This window comes from Geodermatophilus sp. CPCC 205506 (assembly GCF_051383635.1).
Classification (GTDB): Bacteria; Actinomycetota; Actinomycetes; order Mycobacteriales; family Geodermatophilaceae; genus Geodermatophilus.
Genome location: NZ_JALPKP010000065.1, coordinates 1 through 19,807, shown reverse-complemented (window position 1 = coordinate 19,807; position 19,807 = coordinate 1). Strand labels below are relative to the sequence as shown.

The window sequence follows — 19,807 nt, the reverse complement described above, 5'->3', positions numbered from 1 at the left end:
CCGGTCACGCCCGGTCGGCGTACCGCCGCATCGTCAGGGGCCCGAGGACGGCGACCAGCGCCGCCGCCCACCCGAACACCACCAGCACGTCGACCACCTCGGCCCGCCCGTGCATCAGCCCGCGCACGCCGTCGACCAGGTGGCTGATCGGGTTCACGCTGACGAACGCCTGCAGCCAGCCGGGCATCGTCGAGGGGTCGACGAAGATGGTGCTGCCGAAGGTGAGCGGCGTGATCACCAGCATGCTCCAGCCCATCACCGCGTTCGGGGTGCGCAGCTCGAGCGCGAGGAACGTCCAGATCCAGCCCAGGGCGAAGGCGAAGACCAGCAGCAGCCCGATCGCGGCCAGCACCCCCGGGAACCCGCCCCGTGGCCGGAAGCCGAGCAGCAGCCCGAGCGAGACCACCACCGTCGAGGCGAGGGTGAACCGGACGACGTCGCCGAGCAGCGCGCCGACCAGGGCGCTGGGCCGCCACACCGGCAGGGACCGGATGCGGTCGAAGACGCCCTTCTCGATGTCGGTGTTCAGCGCGACGCCGGTGTACATCGTGATCATCAGGATGCTCTGCACCAGGATGCCCGGCAGGAAGTACTGGATGTAGGCGTCGACGGTGCCGGCCAGGGCGCCGCCGAACAGGAACGTGAAGATCAGCGTCATCATCACCGGGAAGGCGGTGACGTCGAACAGCTGCTCCGGAACGTGCTTGATCTTGAGCAGGGTGCGCCAGCCGAAGGTCGCCGAGGCGGCCAGCGGGCCCTGCGGCCGCGGTCGCTCGCCGGCGACCAGCGCCTCGTGCACCGCGGCGCTGTCGGGGGCGTCCAGCAGCAGGTGCCGGCTCTCCGTCGTGGTCACGCCTGGCCCTCCTCGTCGGGGCTGGTCGCAGTCGTCGTGGACTCGGCCGGGTGGCCGGTGAGGGCGAGGAACACCTCGTCGAGGCTGGGCTGGCCGAGCGCGAACTGGGCCAGGCCGACGTCGGCGTCCTCCAGGGCGGTGAGCGCGCGCGCCACCGGGTCGGCGTCGCCCACCCGGGCGGTCAGCGCCGCCGGGTCGCTCTCCTCGCGGACCGGCACGCCCAGCACCCGCTCGAGCAGCACGCGGGCGGCCGGGCGCTGCTCGGGCTCGCGGACCCGCACGTGCAGCGAGCCGCTGCCCACCGAGGCCTTGAGCTGGCCCGGCGTCCCCTCGGCGATCACCCGGCCGGCGTCGATGACCGAGATGCGGTCGGCGAGCTGGTCGGCCTCGTCGAGGTACTGGGTGGTGAGCAGCACCGTGGTGCCACCGCGGACCAGGGCGCGGACGACGTCCCACACCTGGTTGCGGCTGCGCGGGTCCAGGCCGGTGGTGGGCTCGTCGAGGAAGATCAGGTCCGGCCGGACGACGATGCTGGCCGCGATGTCGATCCGCCTCCGCATGCCGCCGGAGTAGTGCTTCACCTGCTTGCCGGCGGCGTCGCCCAGTCCGAAGGCGGTGAGCAGCTGCTCGGTGCGCCGCCGCGCCGCGGCCCGGGAGTAGCCCAGCAGCCGGGCCAGCAGCTGCAGGTTCTCCGCGCCGGTCAGGTCCTCGTCCAGGGACGCGAACTGGCCGGTCAGGCTGACCCGGGCGCGCACCTCGTCGGATTCGGTGACGACGTCGTGGCCGAACACCCGCGCGGTGCCGGCGTCGGGCCGGATCAGGGTGGCGAGCACCCGGATGGTGGTCGTCTTGCCGGCGCCGTTGGGCCCGAGGAAGCCGTGCACCCCGCCGCGGGGGATGCGCAGGTCGACGCCGTCGACCGCGCGGGTGCTGCCGAAGTGCTTGACCAGGCCCTCGGTCTCGATGGCCAGCTCCTCGCGGCCACCGCCCTCCGGGCCCCGCCGCTGGGCCGGCACCGCGTCGCCGACGTACGCCGCCACGGACCCCACCTCCGCCTTCTGCCGTCCGTGCCCCCACCCTGCCGCGGGGATCTGACAGGAAGACGCGGACCGGGCCGCGAAGTCATCGGCGCGCGGGTCAGCGCTCCCAGAGCTGCAGGACCAGGTCGGTCTTGTCGGCGGGGAAGGCGGTCTCGGCGGTGATCCGGAGGCCGGCGCCGAGCAGGACCTCGTCGTCGTCGGTCGGCACCGGGTCGCCGTCGATCAGCCGGCGCACCAGCCACACCCGGTCGGCCGTGGCCGGTGCGTCGTCCGGCGGGAGGACGACGTCGGGGCGCAGCTGCGTGGCCGCCGTCCGGACGTAGTGGTCCAGGCCGGTGGCCGCGCGCTGGTCGGCCGCCACCACGGGCTCGCCCGCGACGTGCCGCTCGGCGATCAGGGCGACCACCTCGTCGGCGCGTTCCCGCGGCTCCCGGACCGCCAGCGGCGAGGCGGCCAGCAGGGAGCAGCCGACCAGCAGCGCCGCGACGGGGCCGCGGGCGCCCCGCGGAACGGCCAGTGCGCCGCCCGCCGCCAGCACACCGAGGCCGAGCAGCCCGGCCAGCAGGTAGCGGGGGAGGTAGACCGGCCGCATCCACTCGGCGGCGAGCAGGAGCAGCAGCGGCACCAGCACCCAGCACGTGCCGACGACCCGCAGTCCGGATGCCCGCAGCGCGCCGAGGACGGCCAGTGCGACGGTGAGGTACAGCAGCGGCGTGCGCCCACCGGCCCACGCCTCGACGGCGAGGTCGGCGAGCGTGCCCTCGGTGTCGCGCAGGTGCTCGGCGTTGCGGGCGCCGGTGCCGTTGAGCAGGTTGACCGCGATCAGGCCGGCGGTCGGCAGGACGGCGGCCGCGCCGGTGAGCACGAGCGGCAGCGCCCGCCGCCCTCGCAGCAGCAGCCCGGCCACGACGAAGCCGGCCAGCACCGTGACGGCGTACCAGTGCGCCAGCCCCATCCCGGCGCCGGCCAGGCCGAACAGCAGCAGCCCGCGCGGCGCCTCCTGCAGCCGGCGGACCAGGCCGAGCAGCGCCCCGCCGGTGGCCAGCACGGCGAGCCCGTAGCTGCGCGCCTCCACCGCCTGCTCGAGCAGCAGCGGGTTCGCGGCCAGCAGGACCCCGGCGAGCACGCCCGTGGCCCGGGTGGTCAGCCGGGTCACGCCCCGGGTGATCAGCGTCAGCCCGCCGGCGGTGGCCAGCAGCGACAGCACCCGGAGCGACGTGTCGCCACCGATGCCCGGCAGCGACACCCAGGCGTGCACCGCGAGGTAGTACGGGGCGTTGTACGACGGCGGCACGTCGGCCAGGTAGCTGGTCGTCCCGCGGCCCTCGACGATCGCGGCGAGGATCTCCCGGAACGGGAGCCGTCCGACCTCCGCGGTGAACAGCTCGTCGAACCACAGGCCGTGCCCGGGCAGCAGCAGCACGGTGCCCAGCGCGGCGACCAGGAGGGCGGGCAGCAGCTCGACCGGCGACCAGCGCGGCACGGGCAGGGAAGGGGCGGGCGGCCGTGCGAGGTCCCGGGCCGCCGTCGCACTCACGACGAGCAGGTTAGGCGACCCTTGCCCCACCGACGTCGCACGTGATCGGTGTCTCCATCCTGTCGGTGCGGCTCCCTAGGGTCGGGGGCGAGGGTGGTGGCTGCGAGGAGGAGCGTGACGACGAGTGGTCCCGGGCCCGCGCCGCCACCGTCATCCGACGTCGTCGCGCAGCGTTTCCGGCGCCAGCCCCGCCGCGACACCGCGCACGAGGTCGCCGTGCGACGTCGGTTGCACGCCCGCGGTGTCCGCTTCCGGGTCGACGTCCGGCCGTGCCGGGAGACCCGGGCGCGCGGCGACCTGGTGTGGAAGGGCCGGCGCCTCATCGTGTTCCTCGACGGGTGCTTCTGGCACGCCTGCCCGACGTGTGGCCACACGCCCACCGCCAACCGGGAGTGGTGGGTCGCCAAGCTGGCGGGGAACGTGGCCCGCGACCGGCGCGCCGACGAGACGCTGCGGGCGGCAGGCTGGCGGGTGCTGCGTTTCTGGGAGCACGAGGACCCTGACGACGTCGTCGACGCGATCTGCAGGGCCCTCGGGCACCGGTCGACGCACGGGTGAGGAGGGGACGGGGTCAGCGGTCCTCGTCGCCGTCGTCCGGATCGTCCTGGCGGCCGTGCGCGCGGTCCCAGTAGGGGACGGCGATCCACCAGTAGGTCAGCAGCGCGGCGACGACGCCGGTGGTGATCCACGCCTGGGTGAGGTCGAAGACCACGTCGGTCACCAGCAGCACGGCCGAACAGATCGCGATGGCCAGGACGACGAGCCCGGCGAAGGCCGACCGGTGACTGCGCCGCAGCAGGACCTCCTTGTCGTGCTGCCGGAACAGCACCCGGTGCTGCGCCGCGGGGGCGATGAGCAGCCCCGTGGCGACGGCGGCGGCCATGAGCGTCACGAAGTAGACGTCCCGCTGGAACTCGGTCAGCTCCGCGCCGCGCTGCTGGAAGGGCACGACGAGCAGGAACGCGAAGAGGAACTGCACCCCGGGCAGCGCCACCCGGAGCTCGTTGAGCAGTTCGATCAGCTCGCGGTCGATCCGCTCCTTGCGGCTCTCACCCGATGAGCCGCCGCGCTGCTGAGACGAGTCGACATCGGTCATGACCCTCACCGTTCATCCGCCGGCCCACTGTCGTTACCCGGAGATGGGTACTGCCCGCCTCCTCGCGGGGTATGCGCAGGTCGCGAGCCCGGCTTCGGCCGGGACGGTGCACGCCGGCGCGCTGCCGGACGGGGTCAGCGCTGGGCGATGCCGCGGGCGACCTCACTGGGCCGCTGCTGCTCACCGGCGTAGGAGCTGACCGCCACCAGGGCACCGGTGAGCGCGGGGATGACCCACTGCAGCCGGTCGAGCTGCTCCTGCGCGGCGGCGACCTCGGCCTTGGTCCGCTTGGACGGCTTCGTCCCGGACCTCGCCGGAACCGCGCCCGCGCCGGACACGACGATGCCCAGTGACCGGCTGTACGCCGTCGCCCCGAGCGCGGCGACCGTGAGCGCCGTCTTGAGCAGGCTCATGCCGACCACGCCGCGCTGGCGGGCGACGCGCCGGCGGTTGCCGGCCAGCTGGCCGACGCTGCCGACCAGGTGAGCCCCGATCGCGGCCGCGTTGACCGGGGTCCAGCGGTCCCAGCCGGCGTTGGCCACGCGGCCGGTGTCACGGCCACCGGCCGCGCCCGCGGCGGGGTTGAGGGCGACCGCGTTGGCCAGGGTGCCGCCGAACCAGGCCGCCAGGCCCAGGTCGTGCAGCGAGCGGGAGAGGGTGTTGCGCGCCATGGCGGGACTCCGGGTGACGGGGAAGGGGGAGCCCCGCTCCTACCCGCCCCACCCGGCGCCATGCCGGTTGTGCGCAATCTGCTGCGACGTGGCCGGTCAGCTCGCGTAGCGCGCGGCCGACCGCTGCCGCGCCTTGGCCGCCTCGACCTCGCGGTCCTTCGGCGGGGCCGGGGTGACCAGGGCAGCGAGCAGCCGGGCCGAGGCCTCGGCCACCTCGGTGACGGCGCGCTCGAACACCTCGGCGTTCGCCCGCGACGGGCGGGTGGTCCCGCTGATCTTCCGGACGTACTGCAGGGCGGCGGCCTCGATCTCGTCGCCGGTGACCGGCGGCTCGAAGTTGGCCAGCGGGCGGATGTTGCGGCACATGACGGCAGCGTAGGAGCGACCGGTGACGCTCGGCAGCTCCCGGGGGGTCAGGCGCCGAAGCCCGCGCGGTCGATCCGGCGGTGGTAGCGGGTGCCCAGCCGGCCACCGAGGAGGGCGCCCAGCAGGGTCGCGCCCACCATGGCCAGCAGGGTGATGATCCCGGCGGTGGTGGCGGTGCCCTCGTCGATCGGGATGCGGGGCAGGTTCAGCGACTCGAGCACGTTGTACTCGCGGCCCAGCAGGTACCCGGCGGCCGACAGCACGACGACGACCAGCAGGCCGACCAGCCAGACCGCCAGCCCCTGCCGGACGCCGTTGAACCGCGCCATCCGCCCGGCCACGTACCCGCCGGCGAGGTAGGCCAGGAAGAGGACGACGAGCAGGGCGATCGCGCCCGCCAGCCCGATCGTCTCCGCGGCGACGTCCCCGGAGTCCGGCAGGCCCTGGGTGAGACCGAGGGCGACACCGGCGGCCGACAGCATCGCGACCAGCAGGACGGCGAGCCCGTTGGCCGACAGCCAGCCGAAGAACGCCGCGCCCCACTTGATGCCGCCGAAGTCCGACCGCTGGGCGGCGACGGCGTCGCGGGCGGCTCCGCGCGTGGCCGAGGCGCCCTCGCGGGTCGCCGGGGTGTCGGTCCGGGTCGCGTCGTGGTCGTGGGCGGTGCGGTCGCTGCTGGCCATGGGAACCTCCTCCGGGGTCGCCGGCATCGATGCCCGGGCGCGACCAGCGCAAACGGGCGACCACCCGGTCGGGCGACGTCGACGCGGAGGGGGAGCGGCGTGACGGTTCTGCTGGTCGACATGGCCAACGTCGTCGGGTCCCGGCCCGACGGCTGGTGGCGCGACCGGGCCGGCGCGACCACCCGGCTGCTGCGCCGGCTGGCGCCGCTGGCCGGCCGACTGCTCCCCGGGCCGAGCGGCGGCTCGGTGCTGTGCCGTGAGGTCGTCGTGGTCGTGGAGGGCGCCGCGCGCGACGTCCGCGTGCCCGACGGGGTCACCGTGGTCCGGGCGCCCGGCAGCGGGGACGACGCGCTCGCCGACCGGGCCGCCCGGCTGGCCGCCGAGGGCACCCCGCTGCTCGTGGTCACCGCCGACCGAGGGCTGCGGGCCCGGCTGCCGGCCGGCACGGCGGTCACCGGACCCGGCTGGCTGTACGGCGTCCTCCCGGACGTCCCGGCATGACCGACGGGCCGCAGGGGTAGGACCGGACGACGCCGAGCCGGGGCGGTCCGACGAGTACGAGCCCTCGGCCCCCTGAACCGAGGAGCCGCATGCCCCAGCCGTCCGCCGCCCCGTCGCGACCGCCGACCGTCCTCGTCACCGGCGCCTCCAGCGGGATCGGCCGGGCGACCGTGCACACCCTCGCCGCCCGGGGCGCCCGCCTGGTGCTCGTGGCCCGCGGCCGGGAGTCGCTCGAGGAGGCCGCCGCCGAGGCCCGCGAGCGCGGCGCCCCGGAGGCGCTGGTGTGCCCCGCCGACGTCACCGACGCCGACGCCGTGCAGCGGGCCGTCGACACCGCCGTCGAGCGGTTCGGCCGCCTCGACGCCGTCGTCCACTCGGCGCAGACCATGGCCTACGGGCGGATCGAGGACGTGCCGGCCAAGGTGTTCGAGGCCGTCGTCGACACCAGCCTGCACGGCACCGCCAACGTGGCCCGGGCGGCTCTGCCGGTGTTCCGCCGCCAGGGCGCCGGGCACCTGGTGGTCGTCAGCTCGCTGCTGGCGTCGGTCACCGCGCCGCTCATGGGCACCTACGCGGCGGCCAAGTGGGGGCAGCTGGGCCTGGTGCGGACGCTGCAGCAGGAGGTCCGTGACGCGCCCGGCGTGCACGTCTCGGCGGTCGCCCCGGGCGGGGTGAACACGCCGATCTACTACCAGGGCGCCACGTGGGCCGGCAGCACCGGCCGCCCGCCGCCCCCGGTCTACTCGGCCGAGCGGGTGGCCCGCGCGGTGGTGGCGCGGCTGGACCGGCCCCGCCGCCTCGTGCAGGCCGGGTTCGCCAACCCGGTCGTCATCGCCGGCTTCCGGCTGCTGCCGGCGGTGTACGACGCGCTGGTCGGGCCGCTGTTCCGGGCGTTCGCCCTGTCCGGTGACGGGGCGTCGCCGACCGAGGGCAACGTGTTCGGCTCGCGGCCCGAGGGCAACGGCACGGCCGGCCGCTGGCGCGGCCTCTGAGGCTCACCAGCGGGCCGGGGCCTCCGGCAGCGCGGCCTCGAAGGACTCGACCACCCCGGCGGCGACGTCGCGCAGCTTCACGTTGCGCCGCTGGGAGGCGAGCTTGAGCAGCGCGAACGCCTGCTCGGCGGTGCAGCGCTCCTGCGCCATGAGCAGCCCGACCGCCTGGCCGATCGTCGTCCGGGTGTCGAGGCCGCCGAGCAGCTGGTCGGCCCTGTCGTCGCCGTCGGCGATGCGCAGCGCGACCGCCAGCGCCCCGGCGGCCTGACCGGCCCAGCGGGCGGCGGTCCCCTCGGCGTCCTCGTCGAAGGCGCCCGGCTGGGTGGAGTAGAGGTTCAGCGCGCCGCACCGGCGGTCCTCGACGACGAGGGGCAGCGAGAGCGAGGACCGGACGCCGACCTCCGTGGCGCGGGCCGGATAGGGCGCCCAGCGGCGCTCGGCGGCCATGTCGTCGACCCGGACGACGACGCCCGCGCGCATGGCCTCCAGGCAGGGGCCGGTGTCGAGGTCGTACTGCCGCTCATCGGCCTGCTGCGCCAGGGGCCCGGTGGCGCTGACCGTCACCGCGCCCGAGGAGCGGGCCAGTGTCAGGCCGCAGGCCTCCGCGGTGGGTGTGTGGCGGGCGGCCAGCCGCACCAGGTCCCCGAGGAAGTCGTTGAGGTCGCCCCCGGCGGCCAGCGCGGCCAGCAGGTCTCCGTCGTCCGACGTGGGCTGGGTCTCCAGCGTCTCCACCGGTCCTGCGTCCTCCCCTGTCCGGCATCGCGCCACCCGATCGTGGCCAACCAGTATCCAGGAGTTGCGCGCGTCCCGCAGTGCCGTGGCCACTCTCACGCCGACGCGCCGCCCCTCCGGTCGGCGTGATCCCGGCCCTGCTGGCACCGTGGATCGCGGGTGCCCGAGGTCGTGTGCTCTCCCCGCCCCTCGCGGCCACCCGTTCTGCGGTGGCCGGCTCTCTCCCGTGAGGTCTCCATGGCCACTCCTGCCCTCGTGCTGCGCGCCCGCACCCCGGTCGCCGTCCTCGTCCGCTCCGCCAGGTCGTCCGCGCCGCCACCGTCGGTGGAACGGTTGCGGCTGGCCGTCGCCGCCCTGTTCGTCCTCGACGGTGCGGTCTTCGGCAGCTGGGCCGCCCGCGTGCCCGACGTCGCCCAGCAGGTGGGCGCGGGGCACAGCACCCTCGGCATCGCCCTGCTCTGCCTCTCCGTCGGCGCCCTGGCCTGCATGCAGGTCACCGGTGCGCTCTGCGCCCGCCTCGGTGCCGGCCTGGTGAGCGCCGTGGCCGCCGTCCTGGTGTGCGTGGCCGTCGTACTGCCCGGACTGGCCGCCTCGGTCCCGGCGCTGTGCGCCGCGCTGCTCGTCTTCGGCGCCGCGACCGGCATGGTCAACGTCGCGGCCAACGCCCTCGGTGTCTCCGTCGAGGCGCGGGTGGGACGGCCGCTGCTGTCGGGCCTGCACGCCGGGTTCAGCTTCGGCGGCCTGGCCGGTGCGCTGCTCGGCGGGCTGGCCTCGGCCGTCGCCGGAGTGGCCGTGCACCTGGTCGCCGTCGCCTGCGTGGGGCTGCTGCTGACGGCCTGGGCGGCTCCGGCACTGGTCGGCGCCGACGCCGCGGCGGACGTCCGGCGGGTGGCAGGCGCAGCCCCCGAGCGTCGCCGTCCCACGGCCGCCCTCGTCGTCCTCGGGGTCATCGCCGGCTGCACCGCGTACGGCGAGGGCGCCCTGACCGACTGGGGCGCGCTGCTGCTCCGGACCGACCTGTCCGCGACGCCGCTCCTCGCAGCCGGCGCGTATGCGGGCTTCTCCCTCGCCATGGCCTGCGGCCGGCTGGCCGGCAACCGGCTGGTCCTGGCCCTCGGGGAACGCCGCCTGCTCATCGGCGGCGCCCTGCTCGCGGCGGTCGGCGTGACCGCCGCAGTGACGACGGCGTCCCTCCCGGTGGCGCTGGCCGGGTTCGTGCTGGTCGGCCTCGGGCTGGCCAACGTCTTCCCCCTGGCGATCGCCCGCGCGGGCGTGCTCGGCGGCGCCCGCGGCATCGCCCTGGCCACCACGGTGGGATACACCGGCCTGCTCGGGGGGCCACCGGCCATCGGCCTGCTCGCCGAGCACCTGGGGCTGTCCGTGGCCATCGGGACGGTGGCGCTCCTGGCCCTCGTGGCGGCCGGGCTGGTGCCCACACTCGTCGGGGACGCCGTCCGGCTGCCGGGTGCACCGCCGGTCCTGACCTCCGCCGCGACCGGGGTCGGCGCCCGGCTGCAGCCGGTCGTGTCGGGCTTCGGTCACGGCACCGGCGTGTACGTCCGGGACCTCGGGCTGCTCCTCGGAGGCACTGCGCCGGGCCGGTGAACAGCGTGTTCCGATCGCTGCTCCCTCGTTGACGGCGTCCCGCGGACAGGATCAGGCTGGCCCCTCCCGGCCGGGGGCCGATCCCGGAGGTCCCACATGACCGCGGAACCGACCGCACGACCCGCCTCGCACCACCACGCCGGCGTCGCAGCCGAGCGGGTCGACGAGGGATACCTGCACAAGCGCCAGCTGCGCAGCGGCACCGCGGGCTGGTTGCTGCTGGCCGGGCTGGGGGTCTCGGCGGTCATCTCCGGTGACTACGCCGGGTGGAACTTCGGGCTGGCCGAGGGCGGCTTCGGCGGCCTGCTCGTCGCCACGGTGCTGATGGCGGTCATGTACACCGCGATGGTGTTCGGCCTGGCCGAGCTCGGCTCGGCGCTGCCGACCGCCGGCGGCGGCTACACCTTCGCCCGCCGGGCGCTGGGGCCGTGGGGTGGCTACGCCACCGGGGTGGCCGTGCTCATCGAGTACGCGATCGCCCCGGCGGCGATCGCGACGTTCATCGGTGCCTACGTGGAGTCCCTCGGGCTGTTCGGCATCACCGACGGCTGGTGGGTCTACCTGGCGGTCTACGCGCTGTTCATCGGCATCCACCTGATGGGCGTCGGGGAGGCGCTCAAGGCGATGTTCGTCGTCACCGTCGTCGCGCTGCTCGGGCTGGTCGTCTTCCTCGTCGGGGCGATCCCGCAGTTCGACTCGGGCAACCTGCTCGACATCGCGCCCACCGACGCGGCCGGTGCCTCGACGTTCCTGCCCTACGGCGTGCTCGGCATCTGGGCGGCGTTCCCGTTCGCGATCTGGTTCTTCCTGGCCGTCGAGAGCGTGCCGCTGGCCGCGGAGGAGGCGCGCGACCCGGCCCGCTCGATGCCGCGCGGGATCGTCGCGGCGATGGGCGTGCTCGTCGTCCTCGCCGTCCTGATGCTGGTGTTCACGCCGGGTGCGGCCGGCTCGTCGGCGATCGCCGGGTCGGGCAACCCGCCGGTCGACGCGCTGGCCGGCTCCGCCGCTCCGGACGGCATCACCCGCGTGGTCAACTACGCGGGCCTGTTCGGGCTGGTGGCCAGCTTCTTCTCGATCATCTACGCCTACTCGCGGCAGACCTTCGCGCTGTCGCGGGCCGGCTACCTGCCGCGGGCCCTGTCGGTCACCAACGCCCGCAAGGCGCCGATGCTGGCGCTGCTCGTGCCCGGCGCGATCGGCTTCGCGCTGTCGCTGACCGGCCAGGGCGCGATGCTGCTGAACATGGCCGTCTTCGGGGCGACGGTGTCCTACGTGCTGATGATGGTCAGCCACATCGTGCTGCGCCGCCGCGAGCCGGGGCTGGAGCGGCCCTACCGGACGCCGGGCGGAGTGGTCACCACCGGCGTCGCGCTGGTGCTGGCCGCCGCGGCGGTGGTCGCGACGTTCCTCGTCGACGTGACCGCCGCGCTGTGGACCCTGGGTGCCTACGCGGTCTTCCTCGCCTACTTCGCCCTCTACAGCCGGCACCACCTGGTCGCCTCGGCGCCGGAGGAGGAGTTCGAGCTGCTCGCCGACGCGGCGGAGGACGTGCGATGACGCGACGCGGCACGCTCGGCGGGCACACCTACGAGTTCCCGACCCTGGTCGAGCTGCTGGCCAAGGCGACGCCGGCCCGCTCCGGGGACGTGCTGGCCGGCTGCGCCGCGGAGTCCGCGGCCGAGCGGGTCGCCGCCCAGACCGTGCTGGCCGACCTGCCGCTGGCCACCTTCCTCGAGGAGCAGGTGGTCGACGACGAGGACGACGTCACCCGGCTCATCCTGGAGACCCACGACCGGGAGGCGTTCGCGCCGGTCGCCTCGCTCACCGTGGGGGAGTTCCGCGACCGCCTCCTGGCGTGGGCGGCCGCCGGGGACGAGGCGGCGATCAGCGGACTGGCCCGCGGCCTGACGCCGGAGATGGTGGCGGCGACGTCGAAGCTGATGCGCAACGCCGACCTGGTCGCCGTCGGCCGCCGGACGCGGGTGGTCACCGGGCTGCGCAGCACGCTCGGGCTGCCCGGCCGGCTGGCGTCGCGGCTGCAGCCCAACCACCCGACCGACGACCCCCTGGGCGTCACGGCGTCCATCGTGGACGGGCTGCTGCAGGGCTGCGGGGACGCCGTCATCGGGATCAACCCGGCCACCGACTCCCCGGCGCGCACGGTCGCGCTGCTGGAGCTGGTCGACGCGGTGATCACCCGGTACGGGATCCCGACGCAGTCCTGCGTGCTGGCCCACGTGACGACGACGCTGCGGGCACTGGAGGCCGGCGCACCGGTGGACCTGGTGTTCCAGTCGGTGGCCGGCACGCAGGCGGCCAACCGCGGCTTCGGGGTCACCCTCGACCTGCTCGCCGAGGCGCGGGCCGGCGCGCTCGAGCTGGGGCGGGGCACGGTGGGGTCGAACGTCACCTACTTCGAGACCGGCCAGGGGTCGGCGCTGTCGGCCGACGCGCACCACGGGATCGGTGGGCGGCCGGTCGACCAGCAGACCCTGGAGGCCCGGGCCTACGGCGTGGCCCGGCACTTCGAGCCGCTGCTGGTCAACACCGTCGTCGGGTTCATCGGGCCGGAGTACCTCTACGACGGCAAGCAGGTGCTCCGCGCCGGCCTCGAGGACCACTTCTGCGGCAAGCTGCTCGGCCTGCCCATGGGCGTGGACGTCTGCTACACCAACCACGCCGAGGTCGACGAGGACGACATGGACTCGCTGATGCTGCTGCTCGGGGCGGCCGGCTGCACGTTCCTCATCGCCGTCCCCGGGATGGACGACGTGATGCTGCACTACCAGTCGCTGGCGTTCTCCGACGTCCTCACCACCCGGCAGGTGCTGGGTCTGCGCCCGGCCCCGGAGTTCGAGGAGTGGCTGGCGCGGATGGACCTGCTCGACGAGGCCGGCCGGGTGCGCGAGCTGACCGCCGACGCGCCCGCGGCCCGGGCCCTGCTCGCGGCGGCGTCGTCGTGAGTTCCGTGGCGGAGGGCCGGAGTGGCCACGTCGGTCCTGATCCGTGGGCGGTGCTCCGCTCGGCCACCCGCGCGCGGGTGGCGCTCGGCCGCGCCGGCGACGCGCTGCCGACCGTCCGGGAACTGGAGTTCCGCGCCGCGCACGCCGCGGCCCGGGACGCGGTGCACCAGCCGCTGGACCCCGACGTCGTCCGGGCCGGCCTGCCGGGCACCGAGGTCGTCGAGGTGCACTCCGCGGCGCCGGACCGCGCCACGTACCTGCAGCGGCCCGACCTCGGCAGGCAACTGGCCGAGGGCACGTCGCTGCCCCGCACGGACGCCGACCTGGCCGTCGTCGTCGCCGACGGGCTCTCCCCGCGCGCGGTGCACGAGCACGCCGCCGGCCTGACGGCGGCGCTGCTGGAGCGGCTGTCCGGGTGGCGGCTCGCCCCGGTCGTGCTGGCGCACCAGGCCCGCGTCGCGTTGGGCGACGCGGTGGGTGCGGCGCTCGGGGTGCGCGCGGTCGTCGTCCTCATCGGAGAGCGGCCGGGGCTCTCGTCGGCCGACTCGCTCGGCGTCTACCTCACCTGGGGCCCGCGGCCGGGGCGGGCGGACTCGGAGCGCAACTGCGTCTCCAACGTCCGCCCGCCGCACGGGCTGTCCTACGCCCAGGCCGCCGACACCGTGGCCGCCCTGCTCGGGGCCGCGCGGGAGCTGGGCGCCTCCGGTGTGGTGCTCAAGGACGAGGGGCCGGCGCTGACGGGGGGGTGACCTCAGGCGAAGACGTCCCTCATCGCGTCCGGATCGGTGGGTGCCTCCCAGAACTCCGGCGATCCGGCCGTCGACGAACCGCATGACCTGGGCGTTGAGCGTCTCGAACGACCGGTCCCCGTGGTGGCCGGAGAGCCGGACGAGCGCCATCCCGTGGGTGTCGTCGGCGGAGGTTGCCTGGATGACCGCGTCGGCGTCGCCAGCCGGATGACCCAGACAGACGGCCGGCGACACCGGCGGGCGCGTGCAGTGTCGACCTGTCGACGCCGGACGGGAAGGCGGCCGGGCCGGGTCCGGTGTGGCGGTCGCCGTGCGTGAGGCCGGGATCAGCGCCGATGGAGCACGTGCCCCACGATGCTGCAGTGCGTACGCGACCCGGGGATCCCCTTCTGTTGCGGAACCCGCAGGTCTAGCCTCGGCGCTCTGCGGTGAGCCCGTGCGGGGGAGAGACGCCGTGAGTCATGGCGGGTTGTCGCGCTTCGTGGCCGTGGCCGCGGCCACGGTGCTGCTCCTCGCGATCGTGGTGGCCGTCGTTCCGCTTGGCCCGCCGCAGTCGCCGACAGAGCTGACCTGTTTCACCCCGACGAACGCGGCCCAGGCGTCGCCTCCTCCGGCCGATGACGACCCTGTGTTGCGTCAGGCCGGCGCACTGGCCGCAGAGGGCCGCTTGGCGCTGGCCGAACGGCTCTACGAGCAACGGCTCACCACCGACTCCCGTGCAGCCGAGGGCCTGGCCTACGTCGATGGACGTCGGGACGCCGCCGCCCGCGTGGCCGCGTCGGCTGAGCGGCTGACGAGAGCCGACCGCGGGGACGAGGCGGACACGTGCTTCCAGCAGGCGCTGATACTCGACCCGGCGAACGAGGTGGCGCGAGCGGCGCTGACCCCGGACGAGCGGGTCTTGCCCGCACGGGCCGCAGATCGATGGGATGCCTTCCGCACGCGCTGGCTCGAGCCGATCGGTCGGGTCTTGGTGCCGGCGCTGGTGGTCCTGGCCGTGCTCCTCGTCGTGGCGCGGCTCCTGACCCCGCTGACCGCGCCTCCGGACGCGCGCGCCTGGCCCGACTGGACACGGCGCATGGCGTGGTGGGCCGGCCTCGCCCTGCTCCTCACGACCGTCGTCCGGTCCATCGGTCTGCTCGGTTGGCCGGCGCCGTGGCTCGACGGTGTGGCAGCGGACTTCCGAGCTCCGGTCATCGCTGCCGCCCTCGTCGCTGCCGCCGTCATCGCGTGGTCGGCGCGGAGCGCGAAGCGCTTGGAGACTTGGCGCGAGCGGATGGTCGGCTTGGGCGCTCCCCGTGGAGCCCTGGGTCCCGGCTACGTGTTCCTGGCCGCCTTGTCGGTGGTCGTGCTGGCCATCTTCACTCGAGCTCTCGAGCCTCTCGGCCTGGGGATCCCGGACGAGGTCTGGCCCTGGTTGCTCACCGGCGCCCTGGCCCTTCTGGGGTTGTTGCTCCACGCCGCCGGCCGCGGCCACGCTCTGCGTCTCCAGGTCACGGTCAAGAAGGGCGACGCCAGCGACCCTGTCGGGACGGCGTACGTCCTCGCGCGGTTGGAGGATCTCGGCTCCGCCCCACCGCGCGGCCTCAAGGCCCCGCAGCAGGTCGACGTCCAGGACCTGCCGAGTTCGGCGCTGTCCTCGCTGCCGGCGGGAAAGGTGGCGGCCGCGCTGACCTCCGTCGTCAACCTCGTCTTCCCGTCGGTTCCCTGGCGGGCCTCGGTGGCGGGCGGGGGCGAGCCCGATGAGGTCGTCGTCACCCTCACCCGTAACGGATCCGTGGCGGAGACCGCCATCGTGAACGCGTCACGCTTCCGGCCGAAGATCAGCGCGGCGGCCGGCGATGGCGACGCCGACGTGGACCCGAGCGACCTCCTGACCGCCGCCGCTGCCGTCATCCTGACGACGCTGGCGGATCGGCACCCGACTCTCCGGGTCGGCCTCTGCGGTGCCACTCGATGGCAGAGCGTCGCCGCGTACGTCGTCGCGACCAAGCCGCCGGAGACGCGTGGTGGTCGAGAGCTCCGGCGAGAACTGCTCGCCACGGCGGTGGATGTCGACCCGGAGAACGCCCTGGCCCGCCTGGCGTACCTCCGGCTCCTGGCCGAGGAGTCGCGGACGGTGGAGGACCTCCGGACGGACGCCGAGAGGCTCACGGAGCTGGCAGCCAGCATCCCGGCGCTGGACTCCCCAGAGGCGCCGACGCACGCGACGCTGGAGCAGCTCGGTCGCCTACCGCTCGTGTGGGACGACGGCTGGACCGCGTTCCGGCTGCGGACATGGCATGCGCTGACGGCCACGTGGCTCAACCTGTGCGTCTCGGTTCGACCACGATCGCCCGGCCGTGTGTGGTACGCGGAGCAGGCAGTGCACAGCCTCACCGAGCTGCGGTGGCACGCGTTCCGCGACTACGCGGAGCGCAATGTCCAGGACTTCGCGCTCGGCTTCCGCGGCATCGCGTTCGAGCTCCGCGAGGCGCTCGGGGCCGTCGTGGGCAGCGACGAGGGACTCCCCGATGTCCAGCGGGATCCCGTGAGACCGCTCGGGTTGTACGCCCTCTACGACCGGGCCTGCGTCAGCGCCTACTGCCGCAGGGCCGAGGACGCACTCGAAGAACTCCGGCTGGCCTCGGGGCTCACGGAGGTCCGCACCATGGCTCGGACGGACCCGTGGTTCAGCAAGCTGCGGAGACCGGACGGGGACAGCGGTTTCTGGGACGTCATAGGTCCACCGGATCCGGCCTTCACGGACCTGCCCTTGTTCGGCGAGCAGGGCCCGAGGTTGCGCGCCCTCGGGATACGGACGGCCACCGACCTCTGGCTGGTGACCTCCTGCGCAGGTGGGACCACGCAGTTGGCTCACAGCCTCGGCGTGCCGGAGGTCGTGGTAGCGAGATGGCACGCGTTGGCGGAGTTGGGTGCGGCGCGACGTCCCGGTGACGAGGAGATCTCGACCCGGCTGCTGGCGCTGCTCCTCAGGAGCGGGATGCACTCGGTGGACGTGCTGAAGGAACGCGTGACTGAGGACGGCGGCAGAGCGTCGCGGCCCCTTGCCGCGACGGCGGCCTCCCGCCCCACGCCGTCGGCCGCGGCAGCGCCTCGGTTGTTCAGGAGCCTCGCCGATGCGGCAGCGGGCGAGGGGGTCCGGCCTCCCTCCCGGACCGACGTCGACCGCCTGATCGCGAGGACCCTCGCGTAGGCCTGCCGCAGAGCGGGCCCGCGAGTGTCACCTCCGGCGGAGCAGCCGGGCCAGCGCGTGCCGCCGTCCGCCGGCGAGGTCCTCGGCAGCGGGCTCCGGCTCGGGTTCCGACTCGGCCAGCGCCGCGTGCCGCTCGCGCAGCCGGGCCCGGATCTCCTCCGGGGTGTGCGCGCGGCGCTGGCGCTCGTTGCGGGCGAGCACCGCGCCGGTCGCCGCGACGCCGGCGAGGCCGGCCAGTCCGAGGAGCTTCCAGAGGCGCACGGTCGCCTAACGTAGCCGCGTGCCCGAGCCCCGTGCGCTCCCGCTGGACGACGCGGTCGAGCTGACCCGCACCGGTGACGTCTGGGTGTTCCGCGGCGCCTCGGTCGCCGACCGCGCCATCCGCGCGCTGACCAACGCCCCGGTCAACCACGTCGGCATGGCGGTCGTCCTCGAGGACCTGCCGCCGCTGCTCTGGCACGCCGAGCTGGGCCGCTCGCTGCCCGACGTCTGGACCGGGCAGCACCAGCGCGGCGTCCAGCTGCACGACCTCGCCGACGCCGTCCGCACCTGGCGGCACCGCTACGGGCAGCGGGCCTGGCTGCGGCAGCTGGTCGGGCCGGCCGACGACGGCGGCGTGACCCCGGAGATGGAGGACGCCGTCCTGCGCACCGTCGCCCGGCTCGACGGCAGGCCGTTCCCCACCACCCGGGGCCTGGCGACGGGCTGGCTGAACGGCCGGCTGCGGCGGGGCACCTCGGCCGAGACGATCTACTGCGCCGAGCTGGTGGCCACCACGTACACGGCGATGGGGCTGCTCGACGGCGTCCGGCCGCGCAACGCCTACGACCCGGGCAGCTTCTGGTCCGGCGACGACCTCCGTCTGCTGGAGGGGGCCCGGCTCGGCCCGGAGATCCCCGTCGAAGTGTCGTACCCGGGTGCAAGCCTCTCTCCAGACGGGTAGGGCACAGACAGGGCCCGCCCGGCGTTGAACCAGAGCGCGGGAGGAACCCGTGCAGAGAGGCCGCCATGAGCAGCGTCCACTGGGTTCGGCCAGACATCGCCGGAGACATCGTCGCCTTCGCCTTCGCTCCCGGCGCCGCCCCGCCGCGGGAGATCCGCATCCGCAAGGAGCTGTGCGAGCGGATGCTCGCCCAGATGCCATCCGACGAGCGCGCCACGGTGGTCGGGTGCGGCCGCCTCGGCTCGCCGGTCGGGGTCCCGCTGGTCGTCGACCCGGACCTGCCCGTGTTCCCCGGCTTCGAGGTCGTGCGCACGCGGCCGTGGGACGTCGCCGCCTGAAAGAGGGCCTCCTCTCCCCACCCCTCGCAAGCTCGGGGCGGTGCCCTGGAGGAGGCCGGTCTCAGGCGTGCCGGCGGACCCGGTAGGTCGTCTGCACCATGCCGCCGGGGAAGACCTCGGTGCGCTCGTGCTCCAGCGGGACATCGGCGGCCAGCGCGCCGAACGGCGTGTGGCCCTCGCCGATCAGCACCGGCACGCGCGACAGCGTGAGGTCGCCGATCAGGCCCGCCGCCAGGAACGTGTGCACCATCCGGCCGCCGTCGACGTACACCCGGCGGTACCCGGCTGCGGTGAGCGCGGCCACCGCGTCCTCGAACGAGCCGTGCACGGTGATGCGGGCGTCCGCCCCTGGCTCGAGCGTCGTGCTGACCACGTGGATCGGCTTCCCCTGGTACGGCCACTCGTCCATGGGGGCGATCACCTCGTAGGTGCCGCGGCCCATGACGAGCGCGTCGATGCCGGAGACGAACGCGGAGAAGCCGAAGTCGCCACCCGAGCCGTCGTCGGGGGCGCCGCCGGCCTCCGCGCCGCCGGTGAGCCAGGAGAGGTCGCCGTCGAGGCGGGCGATGAACCCGTCGACGCTCATGCCGAGGAAGACCGAACCGGTGAAGGGCGCATCCATGCGCGACACCCTGCCCGCTCCCGCCGACAGTTCAGGCGGCGCCGACCACGGTGGACGCGCCGAGCCGGACGACGGTGTCGCCGGGCCGCTCGACGTCGTCGTCGTGCGTCACGCACACCACGACCCGGCCGGTCAGCGCGGCGCGCAGGTCCCGCACCAGCGCGGCGGCGGTCGGCGGGTCCAGGTGCGCGGTCGGCTCGTCCAGCAGCACCACGTCGCGGTCGGCCAGCAGCGCACGGGCCGCGGCCAGCCGGCGTCGCTCGCCGCCCGACAGCGCCGTCCCGCCCGCGCCGACGGGGGTGTCCAGACCCTCGGGCAGCGAGGCGAGCAGCCCGCCCAGCCCCGCGGCGGTGAGCGCGGCATGCATCCGCGCTCCGCCGTCCGGCCCGGCCAGCGTCCCACGGGGCGCCGCCACCGCCAGGTTGGCGCGGATCGTCGAGGCGAAGACGTGCGCCTCCTGCGGCAGCCACGCCATCCGGGAGCGCACGTCGTCCCCGGTCAGCCGGTCGGCCGGTGCCCCGCCCAGCGTGTAGGCCCCGGCGCGCGGCCGCAGGGCCGCCATCAGCACCGCGAGGTACGTCGACTTGCCCACCCCCGACGGCCCGCGCACCACGAGCCAGCCGCCGTCGGCGCGCGCCTCCGTCGTCAGCCCGCGCAGCACGTCGGGGCGTCCCGGCCAGCCGGCGCTGAGGCCGGTGGTGGCCAGATCGCGCACCGGGGCGGGAGCCGGCAGCGGGTCGGCGGGGTCCGCGGGCACCGGAGCGGTGAGGACGGCGTCCAGGCGGGCGCGGGCGTCGGCCAGCGCACCCCGCCGCTGCAGCGCGGCGACCAGCCCGGCCAGCGGCTCGGCCAGCGCCAAGGGGGCCAGCGCGAGGACGGCGATCGCCGGGCCGGTGACGCCGGCGGCCGCGCCGGTCGCG

General features: G+C 75.1%; 21 protein-coding genes. 10 read left to right on the top strand and 11 right to left on the bottom strand.

Annotation, left to right across the window (positions count from 1 at the left end; all coding sequences use genetic code 11):
* Positions 1-4 precede the first annotated feature (4 nt).
* The 3 genes from MY520_RS24960 to MY520_RS24950 all read right to left on the bottom strand — a co-directional run bounded on the left by MY520_RS24960 (position 5) and on the right by MY520_RS24950 (position 3,430).
* Positions 5-853: an ABC transporter permease gene (locus MY520_RS24960; RefSeq protein WP_436695392.1), complete on the bottom strand. Its 849-nt coding sequence runs from the start codon at positions 851-853 to the stop codon at positions 5-7.
* Positions 850-1,893 (bottom strand): ATP-binding cassette domain-containing protein, encoded by a 1,044-nt coding sequence (locus MY520_RS24955; protein WP_436695391.1) that lies wholly within the window; start codon positions 1,891-1,893, stop codon positions 850-852. The genes MY520_RS24960 and MY520_RS24955 overlap by 4 nt, the downstream gene beginning before the upstream one ends.
* A gap of 97 nt (positions 1,894-1,990) precedes the next feature.
* Entirely contained in the window at positions 1,991-3,430 is a 1,440-nt protein-coding gene (locus tag MY520_RS24950; protein ID WP_436695390.1) for a hypothetical protein, read from the bottom strand.
* A 114-nt stretch (positions 3,431-3,544) separates the two neighbouring features.
* On the opposite strand from MY520_RS24950, the gene MY520_RS24945 reads away from it, so the two are divergent.
* Positions 3,545-3,988, top strand: a complete 444-nt coding sequence (locus MY520_RS24945) for a very short patch repair endonuclease (protein ID WP_436695389.1) — start codon at positions 3,545-3,547, stop codon at positions 3,986-3,988.
* 13 nt (positions 3,989-4,001) lie between these two features.
* On the opposite strand, the gene MY520_RS24940 is transcribed toward MY520_RS24945, so the two are convergent.
* The 4 genes from MY520_RS24940 to MY520_RS24925 form a co-directional block, all read right to left on the bottom strand.
* Entirely contained in the window at positions 4,002-4,526 is a 525-nt protein-coding gene (locus MY520_RS24940; RefSeq protein WP_436695388.1) for a DUF6328 family protein, read from the bottom strand.
* Positions 4,527-4,660: 134 nt separating this feature from the next.
* Positions 4,661-5,197, bottom strand: a complete 537-nt coding sequence (locus MY520_RS24935) for a hypothetical protein (protein ID WP_436695387.1) — start codon at positions 5,195-5,197, stop codon at positions 4,661-4,663.
* 96 nt (positions 5,198-5,293) lie between these two features.
* Positions 5,294-5,563 carry a DUF2277 domain-containing protein gene (locus tag MY520_RS24930; protein WP_436695386.1) on the bottom strand — a complete coding sequence of 90 codons (270 nt, stop codon included), beginning with the start codon at positions 5,561-5,563 and terminating at the stop codon, positions 5,294-5,296.
* A gap of 47 nt (positions 5,564-5,610) precedes the next feature.
* The gene (locus MY520_RS24925) at positions 5,611-6,246 is read right to left on the bottom strand and encodes a hypothetical protein (RefSeq protein ID WP_436695385.1); all 636 of its coding nucleotides are present in this window, start codon (positions 6,244-6,246) and stop codon (positions 5,611-5,613) included.
* A 99-nt stretch (positions 6,247-6,345) separates the two neighbouring features.
* Here MY520_RS24925 and MY520_RS24920 point away from each other — a divergent pair, with 99 nt between their 5' ends.
* On the top strand, positions 6,346-6,747 hold the full coding sequence (locus MY520_RS24920; RefSeq protein ID WP_436695384.1) for a hypothetical protein: 402 nt from the start codon (positions 6,346-6,348) through the stop codon (positions 6,745-6,747).
* 89 nt (positions 6,748-6,836) lie between these two features.
* Positions 6,837-7,739 (top strand): SDR family NAD(P)-dependent oxidoreductase, encoded by a 903-nt coding sequence (locus MY520_RS24915; protein WP_436695383.1) that lies wholly within the window; start codon positions 6,837-6,839, stop codon positions 7,737-7,739.
* A gap of 3 nt (positions 7,740-7,742) precedes the next feature.
* On the opposite strand, the gene MY520_RS24910 is transcribed toward MY520_RS24915, so the two are convergent.
* Positions 7,743-8,471, bottom strand: a complete 729-nt coding sequence (locus tag MY520_RS24910) for a GAF and ANTAR domain-containing protein (RefSeq protein ID WP_436695382.1) — start codon at positions 8,469-8,471, stop codon at positions 7,743-7,745.
* Between the two features lie 237 nt (positions 8,472-8,708).
* Between MY520_RS24910 and MY520_RS24905 the strand changes: the two genes are divergently transcribed.
* The 5 genes from MY520_RS24905 to MY520_RS24885 all read left to right on the top strand — a co-directional run bounded on the left by MY520_RS24905 (position 8,709) and on the right by MY520_RS24885 (position 16,984).
* The gene (locus MY520_RS24905; protein ID WP_436695381.1) at positions 8,709-10,076 is read left to right on the top strand and encodes an MFS transporter; all 1,368 of its coding nucleotides are present in this window, start codon (positions 8,709-8,711) and stop codon (positions 10,074-10,076) included.
* Positions 10,077-10,172: 96 nt separating this feature from the next.
* Positions 10,173-11,633, top strand: coding sequence for an ethanolamine permease (gene eat, locus MY520_RS24900; protein WP_436695380.1), 1,461 nt, complete (start codon positions 10,173-10,175; stop codon positions 11,631-11,633).
* Positions 11,630-13,039 (top strand): ethanolamine ammonia-lyase subunit EutB, encoded by a 1,410-nt coding sequence (locus MY520_RS24895; protein WP_436695379.1) that lies wholly within the window; start codon positions 11,630-11,632, stop codon positions 13,037-13,039. The genes eat and MY520_RS24895 overlap by 4 nt, the downstream gene beginning before the upstream one ends.
* Positions 13,036-13,788, top strand: a complete 753-nt coding sequence (eutC, locus tag MY520_RS24890) for an ethanolamine ammonia-lyase subunit EutC (protein ID WP_436695378.1) — start codon at positions 13,036-13,038, stop codon at positions 13,786-13,788. Before MY520_RS24895 ends, eutC begins: the two co-directional genes overlap by 4 nt.
* Positions 13,789-14,086: 298 nt before the next feature.
* Positions 14,087-16,984 carry a DUF4332 domain-containing protein gene (locus MY520_RS24885; protein WP_436695377.1) on the top strand — a complete coding sequence of 966 codons (2,898 nt, stop codon included), beginning with the start codon at positions 14,087-14,089 and terminating at the stop codon, positions 16,982-16,984.
* A gap of 27 nt (positions 16,985-17,011) precedes the next feature.
* Here the strand turns inward: MY520_RS24885 and MY520_RS24880 are convergent, their stop codons facing one another.
* Positions 17,012-17,245 carry a hypothetical protein gene (locus MY520_RS24880; RefSeq protein WP_436695376.1) on the bottom strand — a complete coding sequence of 78 codons (234 nt, stop codon included), beginning with the start codon at positions 17,243-17,245 and terminating at the stop codon, positions 17,012-17,014.
* Positions 17,246-17,264: 19 nt separating this feature from the next.
* On the opposite strand from MY520_RS24880, the gene MY520_RS24875 reads away from it, so the two are divergent.
* Together MY520_RS24875 and MY520_RS24870 are read left to right on the top strand one after the other, a co-directional pair.
* Positions 17,265-17,927 (top strand): hypothetical protein, encoded by a 663-nt coding sequence (locus MY520_RS24875; RefSeq protein WP_436695375.1) that lies wholly within the window; start codon positions 17,265-17,267, stop codon positions 17,925-17,927.
* A 65-nt stretch (positions 17,928-17,992) separates the two neighbouring features.
* On the top strand, positions 17,993-18,265 hold the full coding sequence (locus MY520_RS24870) for a hypothetical protein (RefSeq protein ID WP_436695374.1): 273 nt from the start codon (positions 17,993-17,995) through the stop codon (positions 18,263-18,265).
* A gap of 61 nt (positions 18,266-18,326) precedes the next feature.
* On the opposite strand, the gene MY520_RS24865 is transcribed toward MY520_RS24870, so the two are convergent.
* Both MY520_RS24865 and MY520_RS24860 read right to left on the bottom strand, forming a co-directional pair.
* The gene (locus MY520_RS24865; protein WP_436695373.1) at positions 18,327-18,887 is read right to left on the bottom strand and encodes a dihydrofolate reductase family protein; all 561 of its coding nucleotides are present in this window, start codon (positions 18,885-18,887) and stop codon (positions 18,327-18,329) included.
* A gap of 31 nt (positions 18,888-18,918) precedes the next feature.
* Positions 18,919-19,807, bottom strand: an 889-nt coding sequence (locus MY520_RS24860) for an ATP-binding cassette domain-containing protein (protein ID WP_436695372.1), incomplete at its 5' end; no start/stop codon positions are given.

Coding starts and splice junctions, on each gene's coding strand:
- MY520_RS24870 (WP_436695374.1), top strand. CDS start 17,993: ATGAGCAGCGTCCACTGGGTTCGGCCAGACATCGCCGGAGACATCGTC.
- MY520_RS24930 (WP_436695386.1), bottom strand. CDS start 5,563: ATGTGCCGCAACATCCGCCCGCTGGCCAACTTCGAGCCGCCGGTCACC.
- MY520_RS24940 (WP_436695388.1), bottom strand. CDS start 4,526: ATGACCGATGTCGACTCGTCTCAGCAGCGCGGCGGCTCATCGGGTGAG.
- MY520_RS24935 (WP_436695387.1), bottom strand. CDS start 5,197: ATGGCGCGCAACACCCTCTCCCGCTCGCTGCACGACCTGGGCCTGGCG.
- MY520_RS24895 (WP_436695379.1), top strand. CDS start 11,630: ATGACGCGACGCGGCACGCTCGGCGGGCACACCTACGAGTTCCCGACC.
- MY520_RS24865 (WP_436695373.1), bottom strand. CDS start 18,887: ATGGATGCGCCCTTCACCGGTTCGGTCTTCCTCGGCATGAGCGTCGAC.
- MY520_RS24905 (WP_436695381.1), top strand. CDS start 8,709: ATGGCCACTCCTGCCCTCGTGCTGCGCGCCCGCACCCCGGTCGCCGTC.
- eat (WP_436695380.1), top strand. CDS start 10,173: ATGACCGCGGAACCGACCGCACGACCCGCCTCGCACCACCACGCCGGC.
- MY520_RS24915 (WP_436695383.1), top strand. CDS start 6,837: ATGCCCCAGCCGTCCGCCGCCCCGTCGCGACCGCCGACCGTCCTCGTC.
- MY520_RS24925 (WP_436695385.1), bottom strand. CDS start 6,246: ATGGCCAGCAGCGACCGCACCGCCCACGACCACGACGCGACCCGGACC.